Origin of the sequence: Solibacillus sp. FSL W7-1324, from assembly GCF_038008025.1 — a bacterium.
In the GTDB taxonomy this organism is placed as follows: Bacteria; Bacillota; Bacilli; order Bacillales_A; family Planococcaceae; genus Solibacillus.
In genome coordinates this window covers 36,648-52,391 of the sequence record NZ_JBBOYH010000001.1, presented here as the reverse complement: position 1 = coordinate 52,391, position 15,744 = coordinate 36,648, and the positions used below count along the sequence as shown (strand labels likewise).

Below are 15,744 nucleotides of genomic sequence, written 5' to 3'. Positions count from 1 at the left end.
CGTTTCATTGAGTTGTGCAATAAAATGTGGTTAAGTCCTCGACCGATTAGTATTCGTCAGCTGCATGCGTCACCGCACTTCCACCTCGAACCTATCTACCTGATCGTCTTTCAGGGGTCTTACTTACTTGCGTAATGGGAAATCTCATCTTGAGGGGGGCTTCATGCTTAGATGCTTTCAGCACTTATCCCGTCCATACATAGCTACCCAGCGATGCCTTTGGCAAGACAACTGGTACACCAGCGGTATGTCCATCCCGGTCCTCTCGTACTAAGGACAGCTCCTCTCAAATTTCCTACGCCCACGACGGATAGGGACCGAACTGTCTCACGACGTTCTGAACCCAGCTCGCGTACCGCTTTAATGGGCGAACAGCCCAACCCTTGGGACCGACTACAGCCCCAGGATGCGATGAGCCGACATCGAGGTGCCAAACCTCCCCGTCGATGTGGACTCTTGGGGGAGATAAGCCTGTTATCCCCGGGGTAGCTTTTATCCGTTGAGCGATGGCCCTTCCATGCGGAACCACCGGATCACTAAGCCCGTCTTTCGACCCTGCTCGACTTGTAGGTCTCGCAGTCAAGCTCCCTTATGCCTTTACACTCTACGAATGATTTCCAACCATTCTGAGGGAACCTTTGGGCGCCTCCGTTACTCTTTAGGAGGCGACCGCCCCAGTCAAACTGTCCGCCTGACACTGTCTCCTACCCCGCTAAGGGGCATGGGTTAGAAGTTCAATACAACCAGGGTAGTATCCCACCGACGCCTCCTTCGAAGCTGGCGCTCCGAGATCTCTGGCTCCTACCTATCCTGTACAAGTTGTACCAAAATTCAATATCAGGCTACAGTAAAGCTCCACGGGGTCTTTCCGTCCTGTCGCGGGTAACCTGCATCTTCACAGGTACTATAATTTCACCGAGTCTCTCGTTGAGACAGTGCCCAGATCGTTACGCCTTTCGTGCGGGTCGGAACTTACCCGACAAGGAATTTCGCTACCTTAGGACCGTTATAGTTACGGCCGCCGTTTACTGGGGCTTCAATTCACAGCTTCGCTTGCGCTAACCGCTCCTCTTAACCTTCCAGCACCGGGCAGGCGTCAGCCCCTATACGTCACCTTACGGTTTTGCAGAGACCTGTGTTTTTGCTAAACAGTCGCCTGGGCCTATTCACTGCGGCTTCTCTAGGCTATGCACCCAAAGAAGCACCCCTTCTCCCGAAGTTACGGGGTCATTTTGCCGAGTTCCTTAACGAGAGTTCTCTCGCACACCTTAGGATTCTCTCCTCGACTACCTGTGTCGGTTTGCGGTACGGGCACCTCTCACCTCGATAGAGGCTTTTCTTGGCAGTGTGAAATCAGGAACTTCGCTCATACGAGCTCGTCATCACAGCTCAACGTTAAAGTATGCGGATTTGCCTACATACACGCCTTACTGCTTGAACACGCGCAACCAACGGCGTGCTTACCCTATCCTACTGCGTCCCCCCATTTCTCAAACGGTGAGGAGGTGGTACAGGAATATCAACCTGTTGTCCATCGCCTACGCCTATCGGCCTCGGCTTAGGTCCCGACTAACCCTGAGCGGACGAGCCTTCCTCAGGAAACCTTAGTCATACGGTGCATGGGATTCTCACCCATGTTTCGCTACTCATACCGGCATTCTCACTTCTAACCGCTCCACCAGTCCTTCCGGTCTGACTTCAACGCTGTTAGAACGCTCTCCTACCACGCATACTCAAAGTATGCATCCACAGCTTCGGTGAATCGTTTAGCCCCGATACATTTTCGGCGCAGCGTCACTCGACCAGTGAGCTATTACGCACTCTTTAAATGATGGCTGCTTCTAAGCCAACATCCTGGTTGTCTAAGCAACGCCACATCCTTTTCCACTTAACGATTACTTGGGGACCTTAGCTGGTGGTCTGGGCTGTTTCCCTCTTGACTACGGATCTTATCACTCGCAGTCTGACTCCCGTGTATAAATATCCGGCATTCGGAGTTTGTCTGAATTCGGTAAAGCGAGATGCCCCCCTAGTCCAAACAGTGCTCTACCTCCGGTATTCTCAATCACGAGGCTAGCCCTAAAGCTATTTCGGAGAGAACCAGCTATCTCCAGGTTCGATTGGAATTTCTCCGCTACCCACACCTCATCCCCGCACTTTTCAACGTGCGTGGGTTCGGGCCTCCAGTGAGTGTTACCTCACCTTCACCCTGGACATGGGTAGATCACCTGGTTTCGGGTCTACGACCACGTACTAATTCGCCCTATTCAGACTCGCTTTCGCTGCGGCTCCGTCTTCTCAACTTAACCTCGCACGTAATCGTAACTCGCCGGTTCATTCTACAAAAGGCACGCTATCACCCATTAACGGGCTCTAACTACTTGTAGGCACACGGTTTCAGGATCTATTTCACTCCCCTTCCGGGGTGCTTTTCACCTTTCCCTCACGGTACTGGTTCACTATCGGTCACTAGGTAGTATTTAGCCTTGGGAGATGGTCCTCCCGGATTCCGACGGAATTTCACGTGTTCCGCCGTACTCAGGATCCACTCTGGAGGGAATGAACTTTTGACTACAGGGCTTTTACCTCGTTTCGCGGACCTTTCCAAGTCGCTTCGTCTAGTTCATTCTTTTGTAACTCCGTATAGAGTGTCCTACAACCCCAAAGAGCAAGCTCTTTGGTTTGGGCTCTTCCCGTTTCGCTCGCCGCTACTCAGGGAATCGAATTTTCTTTCTGTTCCTGCAGGTACTTAGATGTTTCAGTTCTCTGCGTCTGTCTTCGACACGCTATGAATTCACGTGAAGATACTATCCGATTAAAGATAGTGGGTTCCCCCATTCGGAAATCCCCGGATCAAAGCTTACTTACAGCTCCCCGAGGCATATCGGTGTTAGTGCCGTCCTTCATCGACTCCTAGTGCCAAGGCATCCACCGTGCGCCCTTATTAACTTAACCAAAAGTTAACACTTGGAACGAGTCCAAGATTTAAGTTTACACGTCAATTGCTTGACTTGTTTAAAAATCTATAAAATAGAAATTTGATTTATTGCTTTCAATGTCGTTTTATCCAGTTTTCAAAGAACAAATGTTTTGAAGTATTTCATTCATTTAAGAATGAACCTTCAAAACTGAACAGCAAACGTTAATGTTTCATTCCCCGAGGGAATGATTCCGAAAAATCCTTAGAAAGGAGGTGATCCAGCCGCACCTTCCGATACGGCTACCTTGTTACGACTTCACCCCAATCATCTATCCCACCTTCGGCGGCTGGCTCCAAAAGGTTACCTCACCGACTTCGGGTGTTACAAACTCTCGTGGTGTGACGGGCGGTGTGTACAAGGCCCGGGAACGTATTCACCGCGGCATGCTGATCCGCGATTACTAGCGATTCCGGCTTCATGTAGGCGAGTTGCAGCCTACAATCCGAACTGAGAACGGTTTTATCGGATTAGCTCCCCCTCGCGGGTTGGCAACCGTTTGTACCGTCCATTGTAGCACGTGTGTAGCCCAGGTCATAAGGGGCATGATGATTTGACGTCATCCCCACCTTCCTCCGGTTTATCACCGGCAGTCTCCTTAGAGTGCCCAACTGAATGATGGCAACTAAGAATAAGGGTTGCGCTCGTTGCGGGACTTAACCCAACATCTCACGACACGAGCTGACGACAACCATGCACCACCTGTCACCGTTGCCCCCGAAGGGGAAACTATGTCTCCATAGTGGTCACCGGGATGTCAAGACCTGGTAAGGTTCTTCGCGTTGCTTCGAATTAAACCACATGCTCCACCGCTTGTGCGGGCCCCCGTCAATTCCTTTGAGTTTCAGTCTTGCGACCGTACTCCCCAGGCGGAGTGCTTAATGCGTTAGCTGCAGCACTGAGGGGCGGAAACCCCCCAACACTTAGCACTCATCGTTTACGGCGTGGACTACCAGGGTATCTAATCCTGTTTGCTCCCCACGCTTTCGCGCCTCAGTGTCAGTTACAGACCAGACAGTCGCCTTCGCCACTGGTGTTCCTCCAAATCTCTACGCATTTCACCGCTACACTTGGAATTCCACTATCCTCTTCTGCACTCAAGTTCCCCAGTTTCCAATGACCCTCCCCGGTTGAGCCGGGGGCTTTCACATCAGACTTAAGGAACCACCTGCGCGCGCTTTACGCCCAATAATTCCGGACAACGCTTGCCACCTACGTATTACCGCGGCTGCTGGCACGTAGTTAGCCGTGGCTTTCTAACAAGGTACCGTCAAGGTAGCGCCAGTTACTACGCTACTTGTTCTTCCCTTGCAACAGAGTTTTACGAACCGAAATCCTTCTTCACTCACGCGGCGTTGCTCCATCAGACTTTCGTCCATTGTGGAAGATTCCCTACTGCTGCCTCCCGTAGGAGTCTGGGCCGTGTCTCAGTCCCAGTGTGGCCGATCACCCTCTCAGGTCGGCTACGCATCGTTGCCTTGGTGAGCCGTTACCTCACCAACTAGCTAATGCGCCGCGGGTCCATCTTATAGTGACAGCCGAAACCGTCTTTCAACTTCAAAACATGTGTTAAAAAGTGTTATTCGGTATTAGCCCCGGTTTCCCGGAGTTATCCCAATCTATAAGGTAGGTTACCCACGTGTTACTCACCCGTCCGCCGCTAAAATTTTAAAGGTGCAAGCACCAATAAAATTTCCGCTCGACTTGCATGTATTAGGCACGCCGCCAGCGTTCGTCCTGAGCCAGGATCAAACTCTCCATAAAAGTAGTTTGAAAGCTCATTTGCTTTGCTAGCGATCCAACTTCGTTAGAAGTTGAAATCTATTGTTTGCTTCATTTAAGAAGCTTGTTTCATTAACGTTGCTTGTTCAGTTTTCAAGGTTCATTGTGTCGCCTCAGTGACAACTTTTATATCTTACCATTTCAAAAATGTTATGTCAACATTTATTTTGAAATGTTTTTTCGATATTCATTGTCGTCGTTGCGACTTATAATAATATATCATGATATTATTCACTTAGCAATAGTTTTTTATAACTTTTTTTGATTTAGTATACTAAACGCATTTATTTTGTGTTTCTATCAACAACTAAGGCAAACTCAGTATAATATTCTTCATATAAATCAATCTCATATTTTTCATTGTCCTGCACAGAAGTTTCGGTTAAGAATTCTCCCCTTTTTAAAGTATGTTGTTACCCCTTTAATCTTCCAATTACTATAATCAATTTTACGCTGTCTGTACCTTCGAACTTAAAGCCTTCTTCATAATGAAAGTTTCTAACTCTTTTACGAGAAATACAAACTATTGAAATTAAAATTATACGTAATAAAAATTGTAACTTTTTTACAAAATATACGTATATACATTATATAACAAAAGGAGGAAATTAATATGACACCTATTGAAGATCAAAAATGCAAAAACTGTGGAGGTACTGAACTAGATGAAGCTACAGATTACTTGTTACTAAGGAAAAGTAAAGTTTCGTTTGTTGGATCTGAAAAGATTTATACTTTTTGTACAAACTGCGGGGAAGTCCAATCAATTCGCCTTACCAATCCAAATGTTTTTAAAAAGTAAAATAGACAAGGGGCCTTTCTAAATACTTTAGGAAGGCCCCTTTATAATGATCAGCAAATTAATTGAGCCAAGATTCCTTCACTTCCCTCAATATAATAGAAGTTTCCTATATCCCTCTTTTTTCAATTGTTTCAGAAATAACAGTTATCACTAAAAAAAGCAACTTCAAAAATTCTTGATCATTCCATACTTTAATTAACTTATAAAATATCTTTTCAACTCTTTTTAAAAAATTGGTATAAAACTGAACGATTAAGAATAGAAAAAAGTAGAGAAGTAAATTTAGCAAAGCATAGAATAGAAAAATTCCCCGTAGAACAGGAGAGAAGAAAAAATGGAACAAACGATTTCGATAGAGAACCGTATTAAAGAAATTTTTGCAGATGATCCGCTGTATTTAGTGATTAAAGAAACACCAACTGAACAACTCTTTTTATCGGAACCTTATTTGTCCAACCTCATCGAAAAAAAATTCTATTCCACACCTGAAGTGGCCAGCTGGTTTGATGTCACTGATGCACAGATACGTTACTATATTAAACCGTTTGAAGAGTATCTCTTTGATGATGAGGCCTCAAATCCTACTACCGCATCCGTTATCCGTTTAGACTTCAAAGCCGTTTTAAAATTGCGCATGATTTTACTGCTAAAAGACGAATATCGAGTAAAAGGTTTAAAGCAGCTGTTACGTATTAATAAGGACGGCCATATTGTCAAAAAGAGAACTTCAACCACAACTGAAGTCGGAATGCCTGATAACATTGAGTACAGACTCAATGCCATGAGCCAAGCACTAGAGCAGATTATGAAGACAGGTTTATTTAAAATGGAACATAATGAAGAGACCAAGCAAATGCAGCTAAGCTTGAACCACGATTTCTTTAAACAGGAAATTAAAGCCCTCCCTCCAGAACCTTCGCAGGAATTGGGAGAAATACAAATGGCTACTAAAAAGCTTGAACAGGAAAATACGGAATTGAAAATGAAGGTAGAAGAAATCATGGCTTCGAATAAAGAGGATATCGCAATTCGAATTAGGGAAAAAGCGATCGAGCAGCTTGTGCTTAGCCGTTTGCAAAATGAAGCAGTTCAACAGTACTCTCAACAAAAAAAGCCGACTCTTTTCCAAAAACTTTTTCGTTCTGCGCAATTGGAAGTCGATAAAAAGCTTTACATCGCAGCATACATTGAAGAAAAATTTACTAAACAATTAACCCAGGCACTCCTGGAATACCATGAACAATCTTTAAGCTATCAAGATGAGTGATTCAAAGCGCTTCCTTATTTAAGGGAGCGCTTTGAAATTACGTAAATAATATGCTAAAAGGCTATAGAAACATTTCAATTCTAATTTTTTCTGTAAGCACAGCTTATTATCTTTATTTCCTTTCTGGAAATATCTTAGTTACTCTAAATTTAAAGCTAAAGTTGATTACATTTTAATTTAAACAAAACAAAAAAACCCACTGATTTCTCAGTGGGTTTACATATGCGAAGCGACGTCCTACTCTCACAGGGGGAAGCCCCCAACTACCATCGGCGCTAAAGAGCTTAACTTCCGTGTTCGGTATGGGAACGGGTGTGACCTCTTTGCCATCATCACTTCACTATAGTGGGCTTTAAAAACCCTTGAAAGAATTTTCATTCTTTCAAAACTGGATAAACGTTTCATTGAGTTATGCAATAAAATGTGGTTAAGTCCTCGACCGATTAGTATTCGTCAGCTGCATGCGTCACCGCACTTCCACCTCGAACCTATCTACCTGATCGTCTTTCAGGGGTCTTACTTACTTGCGTAATGGGAAATCTCATCTTGAGGGGGGCTTCATGCTTAGATGCTTTCAGCACTTATCCCGTCCATACATAGCTACCCAGCGATGCCTTTGGCAAGACAACTGGTACACCAGCGGTATGTCCATCCCGGTCCTCTCGTACTAAGGACAGCTCCTCTCAAATTTCCTACGCCCACGACGGATAGGGACCGAACTGTCTCACGACGTTCTGAACCCAGCTCGCGTACCGCTTTAATGGGCGAACAGCCCAACCCTTGGGACCGACTACAGCCCCAGGATGCGATGAGCCGACATCGAGGTGCCAAACCTCCCCGTCGATGTGGACTCTTGGGGGAGATAAGCCTGTTATCCCCGGGGTAGCTTTTATCCGTTGAGCGATGGCCCTTCCATGCGGAACCACCGGATCACTAAGCCCGTCTTTCGACCCTGCTCGACTTGTAGGTCTCGCAGTCAAGCTCCCTTATGCCTTTACACTCTACGAATGATTTCCAACCATTCTGAGGGAACCTTTGGGCGCCTCCGTTACTCTTTAGGAGGCGACCGCCCCAGTCAAACTGTCCGCCTGACACTGTCTCCTACCCCGCTAAGGGGCATGGGTTAGAAGTTCAATACAACCAGGGTAGTATCCCACCGACGCCTCCTTCGAAGCTGGCGCTCCGAGATCTCTGGCTCCTACCTATCCTGTACAAGTTGTACCAAAATTCAATATCAGGCTACAGTAAAGCTCCACGGGGTCTTTCCGTCCTGTCGCGGGTAACCTGCATCTTCACAGGTACTATAATTTCACCGAGTCTCTCGTTGAGACAGTGCCCAGATCGTTACGCCTTTCGTGCGGGTCGGAACTTACCCGACAAGGAATTTCGCTACCTTAGGACCGTTATAGTTACGGCCGCCGTTTACTGGGGCTTCAATTCACAGCTTCGCTTGCGCTAACCGCTCCTCTTAACCTTCCAGCACCGGGCAGGCGTCAGCCCCTATACGTCACCTTACGGTTTTGCAGAGACCTGTGTTTTTGCTAAACAGTCGCCTGGGCCTATTCACTGCGGCTTCTCTAGGCTATGCACCCAAAGAAGCACCCCTTCTCCCGAAGTTACGGGGTCATTTTGCCGAGTTCCTTAACGAGAGTTCTCTCGCACACCTTAGGATTCTCTCCTCGACTACCTGTGTCGGTTTGCGGTACGGGCACCTCTCACCTCGATAGAGGCTTTTCTTGGCAGTGTGAAATCAGGAACTTCGCTCATACGAGCTCGTCATCACAGCTCAACGTTAAAGTATGCGGATTTGCCTACATACACGCCTTACTGCTTGAACACGCGCAACCAACGGCGTGCTTACCCTATCCTACTGCGTCCCCCCATTTCTCAAACGGTGAGGAGGTGGTACAGGAATATCAACCTGTTGTCCATCGCCTACGCCTATCGGCCTCGGCTTAGGTCCCGACTAACCCTGAGCGGACGAGCCTTCCTCAGGAAACCTTAGTCATACGGTGCATGGGATTCTCACCCATGTTTCGCTACTCATACCGGCATTCTCACTTCTAACCGCTCCACCAGTCCTTCCGGTCTGACTTCAACGCTGTTAGAACGCTCTCCTACCACGCATACTCAAAGTATGCATCCACAGCTTCGGTGAATCGTTTAGCCCCGATACATTTTCGGCGCAGCGTCACTCGACCAGTGAGCTATTACGCACTCTTTAAATGATGGCTGCTTCTAAGCCAACATCCTGGTTGTCTAAGCAACGCCACATCCTTTTCCACTTAACGATTACTTGGGGACCTTAGCTGGTGGTCTGGGCTGTTTCCCTCTTGACTACGGATCTTATCACTCGCAGTCTGACTCCCGTGTATAAATATCCGGCATTCGGAGTTTGTCTGAATTCGGTAAAGCGAGATGCCCCCCTAGTCCAAACAGTGCTCTACCTCCGGTATTCTCAATCACGAGGCTAGCCCTAAAGCTATTTCGGAGAGAACCAGCTATCTCCAGGTTCGATTGGAATTTCTCCGCTACCCACACCTCATCCCCGCACTTTTCAACGTGCGTGGGTTCGGGCCTCCAGTGAGTGTTACCTCACCTTCACCCTGGACATGGGTAGATCACCTGGTTTCGGGTCTACGACCACGTACTAATTCGCCCTATTCAGACTCGCTTTCGCTGCGGCTCCGTCTTCTCAACTTAACCTCGCACGTAATCGTAACTCGCCGGTTCATTCTACAAAAGGCACGCTATCACCCATTAACGGGCTCTAACTACTTGTAGGCACACGGTTTCAGGATCTATTTCACTCCCCTTCCGGGGTGCTTTTCACCTTTCCCTCACGGTACTGGTTCACTATCGGTCACTAGGTAGTATTTAGCCTTGGGAGATGGTCCTCCCGGATTCCGACGGAATTTCACGTGTTCCGCCGTACTCAGGATCCACTCTGGAGGGAATGAACTTTTGACTACAGGGCTTTTACCTCGTTTCGCGGACCTTTCCAAGTCGCTTCGTCTAGTTCATTCTTTTGTAACTCCGTATAGAGTGTCCTACAACCCCAAAGAGCAAGCTCTTTGGTTTGGGCTCTTCCCGTTTCGCTCGCCGCTACTCAGGGAATCGAATTTTCTTTCTGTTCCTGCAGGTACTTAGATGTTTCAGTTCTCTGCGTCTGTCTTCGACACGCTATGAATTCACGTGAAGATACTATCCGATTAAAGATAGTGGGTTCCCCCATTCGGAAATCCCCGGATCAAAGCTTACTTACAGCTCCCCGAGGCATATCGGTGTTAGTGCCGTCCTTCATCGACTCCTAGTGCCAAGGCATCCACCGTGCGCCCTTATTAACTTAACCAAAAGTTAACACTTGGAACGAGTCCAAGATTTAAGTTTACACGTCAATTGCTTGACTTGTTTAAAAATCTATAAAATAGAAATTTGATTTATTGCTTTCAATGTCGTTTTATCCAGTTTTCAAAGAACGAGTGTTTTGAAGTATTTCATTCATTTAAGAATGAACCTTCAAAACTGAACAGCAAACGTTAATGTTTCATTCCCCAAGGGAATGATTCCGAAAAATCCTTAGAAAGGAGGTGATCCAGCCGCACCTTCCGATACGGCTACCTTGTTACGACTTCACCCCAATCATCTATCCCACCTTCGGCGGCTGGCTCCAAAAGGTTACCTCACCGACTTCGGGTGTTACAAACTCTCGTGGTGTGACGGGCGGTGTGTACAAGGCCCGGGAACGTATTCACCGCGGCATGCTGATCCGCGATTACTAGCGATTCCGGCTTCATGTAGGCGAGTTGCAGCCTACAATCCGAACTGAGAACGGTTTTATCGGATTAGCTCCCCCTCGCGGGTTGGCAACCGTTTGTACCGTCCATTGTAGCACGTGTGTAGCCCAGGTCATAAGGGGCATGATGATTTGACGTCATCCCCACCTTCCTCCGGTTTATCACCGGCAGTCTCCTTAGAGTGCCCAACTGAATGATGGCAACTAAGAATAAGGGTTGCGCTCGTTGCGGGACTTAACCCAACATCTCACGACACGAGCTGACGACAACCATGCACCACCTGTCACCGTTGCCCCCGAAGGGGAAACTATGTCTCCATAGTGGTCACCGGGATGTCAAGACCTGGTAAGGTTCTTCGCGTTGCTTCGAATTAAACCACATGCTCCACCGCTTGTGCGGGCCCCCGTCAATTCCTTTGAGTTTCAGTCTTGCGACCGTACTCCCCAGGCGGAGTGCTTAATGCGTTAGCTGCAGCACTGAGGGGCGGAAACCCCCCAACACTTAGCACTCATCGTTTACGGCGTGGACTACCAGGGTATCTAATCCTGTTTGCTCCCCACGCTTTCGCGCCTCAGTGTCAGTTACAGACCAGACAGTCGCCTTCGCCACTGGTGTTCCTCCAAATCTCTACGCATTTCACCGCTACACTTGGAATTCCACTATCCTCTTCTGCACTCAAGTTCCCCAGTTTCCAATGACCCTCCCCGGTTGAGCCGGGGGCTTTCACATCAGACTTAAGGAACCACCTGCGCGCGCTTTACGCCCAATAATTCCGGACAACGCTTGCCACCTACGTATTACCGCGGCTGCTGGCACGTAGTTAGCCGTGGCTTTCTAACAAGGTACCGTCAAGGTAGCGCCAGTTACTACGCTACTTGTTCTTCCCTTGCAACAGAGTTTTACGAACCGAAATCCTTCTTCACTCACGCGGCGTTGCTCCATCAGACTTTCGTCCATTGTGGAAGATTCCCTACTGCTGCCTCCCGTAGGAGTCTGGGCCGTGTCTCAGTCCCAGTGTGGCCGATCACCCTCTCAGGTCGGCTACGCATCGTTGCCTTGGTGAGCCGTTACCTCACCAACTAGCTAATGCGCCGCGGGTCCATCTTATAGTGACAGCAAGACCGTCTTTCAACTTTAAAACATGTGTTAAAAAGTGTTATTCGGTATTAGCCCCGGTTTCCCGGAGTTATCCCAATCTATAAGGTAGGTTACCCACGTGTTACTCACCCGTCCGCCGCTAAAATTTTAAAGGTGCAAGCACCAATAAAATTTCCGCTCGACTTGCATGTATTAGGCACGCCGCCAGCGTTCGTCCTGAGCCAGGATCAAACTCTCCATAAAAGTAGTTTGAAAGCTCATTTGCTTTGCTAGCGATCCAACTTCGTTAGAAGTTGAAATCTATTGTTTGCTTCATTTAAGAAGCTTGTTTCATTAACGTTGCTTGTTCAGTTTTCAAGGTTCATTGCGTCGTTTAAGTGACAACTTTTATATCTTACTATTCTTATAATGTTATGTCAACATTTATTTTGAAATGTTTTTTCGATATTCGTTGTCGTCGTTGCGACTTATAATAATATATCACGATATTATTCACTTAGCAATAGTTTTTATTATTTTTATTTAAATAGTATTAATAATGTTACGCACATCATACCAGGAATGCCTAAGATAGCGATTGTAAGGACCGAAAAGAAGTTGATAGGCACATAAAAAAGAAACCCTGCTGCCCCAATCATTAAGTTCCCTAAAAATAGAACGACGATAACAACTGCAATTTTAAACCAGAACCAGGCAAAGTACTCCCACACTTTCCCTCTTGCATTTTTGTTTAATAAAAAAAGAAACAAGACAACAAAACACACCATAGCTATAACTATGTATTGCATAGCACCATCCTTTTTTATTTAGTGGTAACATATGCAACTGCTTCGCTTCTTATTTCTAAAAGATTATTTAATTAATACACGACGTACACGCGCTTCTTTATATAAGTAATAATGTATGCTTTCGGCTTTTTTTCGTTCGGCAATTACACTTAAGTTATAATCGTCGGTCAATCCTTCAATTACCTTCGCACTTTGTAAAGCTTCTTTTGTCTCTTTAATAGAAGAAACTAGTTTCTCATCGAATTCTTTTTTGAGTTTCCCTTTTCGAGAAAATAACATGGGGCTTCCTCCTATATTACAGCTCGCGACGACCTTCCAGCGCTTTTGATAATGTTACTTCATCTGCATATTCTAAATCTCCGCCAACAGGTAATCCGTGTGCAATACGTGTAGTGCGAATACCTGATGGTTTAACAAGGCGGGAAATATACATCGCTGTCGCTTCCCCTTCTATTGTCGGGTTCGTCGCTAAAATTAACTCTTGGACACGCTCATCATGCAAGCGCCCCAATAAAGAAGCTACATTAATATCTTCAGGCCCTATACCGTCCATCGGTGAAATTGCACCGTGTAACACATGATAAAGACCTTGGTAATCACGCATTTTCTCCATAGCTATTACATCTTTCGGATCTTGTACAACACAAATTGTTGATACATCACGTTGTTTATCTGAACAAATATGACAAGGGTCGATATCTGTTATATGACCACATTGAGAGCAATAAAGTAGGTTACGTTTTGCGTCAACAAGTGCTTTTGCAAATGTCGATACAGTATCTTCTTTCATTGTTAATACGTGAAACGCAAGTCGAGCAGCTGTTTTCGGACCAATGCCCGGCAACTTCATGAAGCTGTCTATTAATCGAGATATCGGTTCTGGATAATGCATTCTGTTCCCCCTTCTTTAAAAAGGCACATCCCAATATTTGAGATGTGCGCTACGTTCTACTTGATTCAACTTAGAAAGGAAGGTTCATTCCTTGTGTGAATTTACCCATTGTAGAATTCGTTGTCTCTTCAACTTTTTTCAATGCTTCATTTGTTGCAATAACCATTAAATCTTGAAGCATTTCAATATCTTCCGGATCTACTACAGACTCATCTAAATTTACTTCAAGCATTTGACGTTGGCCGTTCATTACTACCTTTACCATTCCGCCGCCTGCTGCACCTTCAAATACCTGTGCATTTAAAGCCTCTTGTGCTTCCATCATTTCTTTTTGCATCTTTTGCATTTTTTTCATCATGCCTTGCATATTACCCATACCACGCATCTTATTTCCTCCTTAAAATGTGTATTTATTCTTCGATAACCTCAACAAAGTCTTTTCCAAAACGCTTTTCGGCTTCTGTAATGAGCGGATCTTGCGCTTCCATTACTTGAACATCGTCAAGGAAAGGGGGCTCCTCATTTAAATCCTCCACCGGATTTACTTCATCCGATGGCGATTTTTTTTGATTTAAGCCATTTTCATTTATAAAGTTTTCACGCAAACGAATCCAAGCTGGTTCCGGTATACATAAAAGCTCATATTGAATCCCTATTTCCGAAGCGATCTGCTGTGTAAACAATGAAACAAGTGCATTGTTGTCAGCTACCATTTGACAATGTATATCATACTTGAATTTTATCACAAAAGCACTTGCATTTGCGGCTACAGGCTCTGCATCCGCCAATAAAGCTGCATGTGATTTTTGCAAGCTTGCCAAACCACCCGCCCACGCAGATTTCACTTTTTGCAGATCGGGTTTCGTTGCAGTCTTTAATACTTCCTGAATACGGCCTGTCGGAGCATTATATTGATTTCCTTGTGGACGTACACGCTGGCGGGACTGTTCCTTTTGTTGAACAGGTGCGCCCCCTCCACCATTTTGAAGCTGTTGAGTCAGTTGACCTAATCGGCTTTCAAGTGAGGCTACCTTACCTTCAATAGCCGGATCGACTGCTGCCGTCGCTTGCGGTGATGCTTTATATTGAGCCATTTTTAAAAGGGCCGTTTCTAAATATATTTTCGTATGATGCGAAAACCGCATTTCTTGCTGGGTCTTCGCCAAAATATCGATAAAACCGTAAAGTGTATTAGCTTCAAACTGAGCCGCTAATGATAAAAACTTTTCTTCCGGTGAAATAAACTCCAATAACTCCTCTAACGTACCGTCTGTCTTTAATAGAAGCAGATCTCGGAAGAACGTAATAAAATCTTCCGCAAGGCGTAATGGTTCTTTCCCGTCAGCAATCAGGTTTTCGACACTACCTAATACTTGGGCAACATCCTTTTCCTGAAGGGAAACCGCAATATCATAAAATGCATCCTGGCTTACAGAACCTGTTACAAGAAGCACATCGTCCAATTGAACGTGTTCATTACTAAATGAAACAACCTGATCAAGTAAGCTTAATGCATCACGCATACCCCCTGCTGCAGCTTGGGCGATTGCCTTTAATGCCTGCTCATCATAGCCCATACCGATATCCTCTAATACAACCTTCATACGCTCTACTATATCTATAGAAGAAAGTCGTTTAAAATCAAATCGCTGACAGCGGGAAATAATTGTTGCTGGTAGTTTATGAGGCTCTGTTGTCGCCAAAATAAATACCGCATGCTCAGGTGGCTCTTCAAGTGTTTTTAATAATGCATTGAATGCGCTCGTAGAAAGCATATGCACCTCATCTATAATGTACACTTTAAAACGTGCATTAGCCGGGGCAAAACGGACTTTTTCAATAATATCGCGCATTTCTTCCACTCTCGAATTGGAAGCAGCATCAAATTCTATTACATCTGTATGTGAACCTTCCGTAATACTTATACATGTAGGGCATTCATTGCATGGCTCACTTGCCGGGGCGTTTTCACAGTTCAATGCTTTTGCGAAAATTTTTGCAGTACTCGTTTTCCCTGTTCCTCGAGGACCGGAAAATAGATAGGCATGTGTTGTCTTGCTTGCGAGGAGAGCATTTTGAAGGGTCCTCTTTACATGTGTCTGACCTGACATTTCTCTGAATGACTGGGGTCTATAAACACGATAAAACGCTTGATATGTCAACCTTTCCCCTCTCCCTTCCATTTAAAAATACATATATTCAGTATAGCATAAAGTAAGTATAAACTCTTTTGAAATGAGATGAATAATTAATCTGTAACATCCGTCAGGACATACTTTATTCAGCAGCCATTTGATAGCACATTGACCAAAGTTAAACTCTTTTTTTCATATAAAAAAC

General features: G+C 45.5%; 7 protein-coding genes and 5 rRNA genes. 2 read left to right on the top strand and 10 right to left on the bottom strand.

The features are described from left to right. Window positions 1–26 precede the first annotated feature (26 nt). Together MKY71_RS00210 and MKY71_RS00205 are read right to left on the bottom strand one after the other, a co-directional pair. Window positions 27–2,955 (bottom strand): 23S ribosomal RNA (locus tag MKY71_RS00210). A gap of 231 nt (window positions 2,956–3,186) precedes the next feature. Further along, window positions 3,187–4,742: ribosomal RNA gene (locus MKY71_RS00205) — 16S ribosomal RNA — on the bottom strand. The 16S and 23S rRNA genes sit together here, the layout of an rRNA operon. A 631-nt stretch (window positions 4,743–5,373) precedes the next feature. Here MKY71_RS00205 and MKY71_RS00200 point away from each other — a divergent pair. Next, the gene (locus MKY71_RS00200) at window positions 5,374–5,562 is read left to right on the top strand and encodes a hypothetical protein (RefSeq protein ID WP_339174638.1); all 189 of its coding nucleotides are present in this window, start codon (window positions 5,374–5,376) and stop codon (window positions 5,560–5,562) included. A 334-nt stretch (window positions 5,563–5,896) separates the two neighbouring features. Further along, the gene (locus MKY71_RS00195; RefSeq protein WP_339174637.1) at window positions 5,897–6,829 is read left to right on the top strand and encodes a DNA primase; all 933 of its coding nucleotides are present in this window, start codon (window positions 5,897–5,899) and stop codon (window positions 6,827–6,829) included. Window positions 6,830–7,053: 224 nt separating this feature from the next. Here MKY71_RS00195 and rrf read toward each other — a convergent pair. From rrf to dnaX, 8 genes are all read right to left on the bottom strand, one after another. After that, a 5S ribosomal RNA gene (rrf, locus tag MKY71_RS00190) occupies window positions 7,054–7,169 on the bottom strand. Between the two features lie 83 nt (window positions 7,170–7,252). After that, window positions 7,253–10,181, bottom strand: a 23S ribosomal RNA gene (locus MKY71_RS00185). A 231-nt stretch (window positions 10,182–10,412) separates the two neighbouring features. Further along, window positions 10,413–11,967 (bottom strand): 16S ribosomal RNA (locus tag MKY71_RS00180). Window positions 11,968–12,242: 275 nt separating this feature from the next. Then, on the bottom strand, window positions 12,243–12,491 hold the full coding sequence (locus MKY71_RS00175; protein ID WP_231918680.1) for a pro-sigmaK processing inhibitor BofA family protein: 249 nt from the start codon (window positions 12,489–12,491) through the stop codon (window positions 12,243–12,245). Window positions 12,492–12,575: 84 nt separating this feature from the next. Then, on the bottom strand, window positions 12,576–12,791 hold the full coding sequence (locus MKY71_RS00170) for a YaaL family protein (RefSeq protein WP_339174635.1): 216 nt from the start codon (window positions 12,789–12,791) through the stop codon (window positions 12,576–12,578). A gap of 16 nt (window positions 12,792–12,807) precedes the next feature. After that, a complete protein-coding gene (gene recR / locus MKY71_RS00165) occupies window positions 12,808–13,404 on the bottom strand; it encodes a recombination mediator RecR (RefSeq protein ID WP_079523431.1) in 597 nt (198 codons plus the stop codon). Between the two features lie 70 nt (window positions 13,405–13,474). Beyond that, complete coding sequence (locus MKY71_RS00160; protein WP_339174634.1) at window positions 13,475–13,789, bottom strand: YbaB/EbfC family nucleoid-associated protein; 315 nt, start codon at window positions 13,787–13,789, stop codon at window positions 13,475–13,477. A gap of 25 nt (window positions 13,790–13,814) precedes the next feature. Next, on the bottom strand, window positions 13,815–15,566 hold the full coding sequence (gene dnaX, locus MKY71_RS00155) for a DNA polymerase III subunit gamma/tau (protein ID WP_339174632.1): 1,752 nt from the start codon (window positions 15,564–15,566) through the stop codon (window positions 13,815–13,817). Window positions 15,567–15,744: the final 178 nt, after the last annotated feature.